3 protein-coding genes are annotated in these 3,446 nt (G+C 42.8%); 2 read left to right on the top strand and 1 reads right to left on the bottom strand.

Annotated elements, in window-relative coordinates; all coding sequences use genetic code 11:
- Positions 1-50 precede the first annotated feature (50 nt).
- Positions 51-656 carry a hypothetical protein gene (locus QZT73_RS13100; RefSeq protein ID WP_291777665.1) on the bottom strand — a complete coding sequence of 202 codons (606 nt, stop codon included), beginning with the start codon at positions 654-656 and terminating at the stop codon, positions 51-53.
- A gap of 202 nt (positions 657-858) precedes the next feature.
- Here QZT73_RS13100 and QZT73_RS13095 point away from each other — a divergent pair, with 202 nt between their 5' ends.
- Together QZT73_RS13095 and QZT73_RS13090 are read left to right on the top strand one after the other, a co-directional pair.
- Entirely contained in the window at positions 859-1,110 is a 252-nt protein-coding gene (locus QZT73_RS13095; protein ID WP_291788589.1) for a Kazal-type serine protease inhibitor, read from the top strand.
- A gap of 68 nt (positions 1,111-1,178) precedes the next feature.
- Positions 1,179-3,446, top strand: a 2,268-nt coding sequence (locus QZT73_RS13090) for a prolyl oligopeptidase family serine peptidase (protein WP_291788587.1), incomplete at its 3' end; no start/stop codon positions are given.

Here is a 3,446-nt window from a genome sequence, read left to right as displayed (position 1 = left end):
GATTATCAGGGTGATGCTGTGGTATTTCAAACAGACCCTAAATACTGGGATTACAATACCGCAGGTCTTAGGATAAATCCTTTGTTGCTGAGGTCCTTGGCCAGTTCTCTGGAAAAGCGGCTGAAGAGGTTATTGAAGCTGTTTATGGCAGAACCATCCACCGACATTTTGGCCATGTACTGCTTTTCGAAGAGGTCTTTGTCCATCAAAAATACATGGAACTCTGATCGGGGGTTGGAGTAGCTGTCCCCGTTGATGACCACATCTTCCCGCCAAAGCGCCCGTGTATGTACCAAGAGGATTCCATCATACTCCAGGTCATTGATATTCAGGATAAATTCATCCATGGAGACCAGTTTATGGATATCAAATTTCTGGTCAGCAGGGATGATTTTTACGGTATTCAAGTGCATTTGCAATTGGTTGTGGATTCTTTTTCTCAGGTCAAAGCCATCCATACTGTTGAACTGACCTAAAAGCACTGCATTGTAATTATCTTCATTCCATTCATAAAAGACATTATCCGAATCAGTTACCAATAGCAGGAGTTTACTGATACGCTCCGGTTGCTGCACCATTTGGTGCGAGTTGATTCTGGCGGAAATACATGATTGCGCCAACCAACCAAATAGGATTAGGATCAACAGTCTTTTCATAAGATTATATACTGAGTTTTTAGGTTTGTGGTTGGTTTTTGTTTTAAAAAAGGACAAAATACTTGTGAAAAAATTTATAAAGAATTGGTTTTGAGTGGGATGGTTTGACCGGCTTTTTCTTCCGTGTTTAATTTTCCCAAAATTTCCCCCTTCCCTGTAGCATTTCCCCAGCCGCTTTCGTCTTATCAAAAAACCAAAGACCATGAAAAAAACACTGAACCTGCTATTTATCCTTCCTTTTTTATTATCCACAGCTTTTATGTGTGAGACCTTAGACCCAGGACCAGAGGTACTGTTGGCTACTGACTGCTTCGATAGCCGTCAGATCAAGGAAGACACCATGTGTGCATCCATCTATCAACCCGTCTGCGGATGCGATGGAAAAACCTACGGCAATGCCTGCGAAGCCGGTGCCAGAGGTATTTTGAAGTTTACCGAAGGGGAATGTAATTAACAAAACCCCTTATCCCGTTTTTTACACAAGCATGCCTGACCTTCCAAATGATGTTTTTATTCAGATAGTTGGATTTTTTTGCCAACGGTAGGGGGAAAGCCATGGAAATGCTGTTTTTTGTTGGAGTGAATATCAACAATCCTCCCATGAAAAACCTTTCCGCTTTCCCCCTTATCCTGCTTGGTCTGCTGTTATCCTCATTGGCTTTTGCCCAAAAAACCAATTTCACCGTCGCAGATGCCATTAATGTCAAATCCATCGGCAACACTGCTTTATCCGATGATGGAAAGTTGTTGGCAGGGCTGATTTCAGATGGCAGTTCCCGATTTGATGTGGATCATTTCAGATTTCAAGACCCCTCCTACCTCAATGTTGTGCCGGGAGTATTTGTCATCCTCGATACCCAAAATGGTGAAATGCTGTATCCCTATAAGGAACAATCCAGAGTAACCTCATTTTCCTGGTCTCCCAATTCTAAAGAGCTGGCATTTTTGGAGCAAAAGGGAGACAAGCTCCACCTGATGCTCTACGATACCAACCGCAAACGCATGAATGAAATAAAGATCAGTGGAAATCCTTTGTTGGCCAATTCGGACTTGACCTGGACTTCTGATGGCAAGTCCATACTGCTCCATGCCAGAAATCCTGATTGGTTAGATAGGGCCATGGCGCTCTACAATGAAGCCACCAAGGGTCCTGTTGTCGTATATGACGGGAATAAACCCTTTCTCAAATGGGATGAAATCAGAAATACCAACGCTTTGACCAAAGTGATAAAAGTTAATTTGACGAATGGAAAGTCTCAGGAAATACTTCCGGAAGCCAATTATGGGGGTGTTTACCTTTCAGAGGATAATCAATTCTTGATTTTCAATGAGACTTTCCCAGAAAAAACTTCCTATGTAAGAAATGAAGGGACAGCGTATCAGGTTTCTTATAAACAACTGGACAACCTTGATTCTGCCCATATCATTTACAAAAGAAACAAAGAACGAAGAAACTTCAATTGGTCAGAATCGAAAAGAAAGTTTGCTTGGGTGGATTCAGGCTATGTTTATGTGCAAACTTTGGGTCAGGTGGATTCACTCAATCTCACCAAAGGAAAGGCCTTCACCGATAAGGAAAAGAAAAAGGAGGTGAAGTTTTCCATTTCTTCCTGGTCTCCTTCCGAAAACAAATTACTCCTGAGTTCGGATAAAGGCTATTGGTTAGCAGATGCACAAGGCGAGCAGTTGGAAATGGTCTATGAATTTCCCGAGGATAAAGAAAAAGCCCCTAGCTTAAAACTTGAGCATTGGTCTAAGGATGAAAATTACCTGTATTTTTCATACAGTGAAAAAGACCGCTGGAGAAGGGGATTTGTCCGATTTGATCTCACTGACCGCAAAATGGAAGCCCTGATCATAGATGATCGTCTTTACACAGGATTACAGAAAGCCAAACATGAAGATGTAGTCGTTTTGAATTTATCCGATGGAGATATGCCGGCTGATTTGGTAGTGAGCGATTGGTCTTTTGCGGAAATGAAGCCTTTGACCCATCTTAATCCATGGTTAGCGGACAAGAAGATCACAAGGTCTGAGTTGATCACCTACAGAAATGTAGACGGCAAAGAACTTAAAGGAATCCTTTATTATCCTGTGGATTACGAAGAGGGCAAAAAGTATCCCCTTGTCTGCGAAGTCTATGAAACATTCCTTGCAAATGGATACAATAGAAATATGAACCTTTTTGCCAATCAGGGGTATTTCGCGCTGCGTCCATCAGTGGACCTGGAAATGGGATATCCCGGTGAAGCTTGGGTAAAGGGAATCACCGCAGCCATAAATAAACTGGTAGATGAAGGCAAGGTGGACAATGACAAAGTAGGGGTGCAGGGGGGAAGCTATGGTGGCTACGCGACTTCTTTACTGATTACACAGACCGATAGGTTTGCCGCAGCAATCAATATTTCCGGGAAGGTCAATATTATCAGTTTCCTTGGAGATAGTCCAAAGATCGGAACGAGGAATTATACTGCAGCGGAATATGGTCAGGACCGAATCGGTGAAACACTTTGGGATGCACCGTTGAAATACCTGGCCACCACAGCAGTACTGAATGCGGACCGAATCAAAACTCCTCATATGATCATGACAGGTGAAGGGGATTGGAATGTGCCTGGCACCAATTCAAGGGAACTCTATTATGCCATGCGAAGATTAGGAAAGGATGTGGTATGGGTCAATTACCTCAATGGGGGTCATGGTGCAGGTGTAGCTAGCAACGAGCGTGATTTCCATGATCATTGGAAGAGGGTTTTCGAGTTTTATGAAAAACACTTCAACAAAAAGGAG

This window comes from Cecembia sp., from assembly GCF_007126775.1.
In the GTDB taxonomy this organism is placed as follows: Bacteria; Bacteroidota; Bacteroidia; order Cytophagales; family Cyclobacteriaceae; genus Cecembia.
The sequence above is the reverse complement of the archived record's forward strand: the minus strand, read 5'-3'. Positions and strand labels throughout refer to the sequence as shown.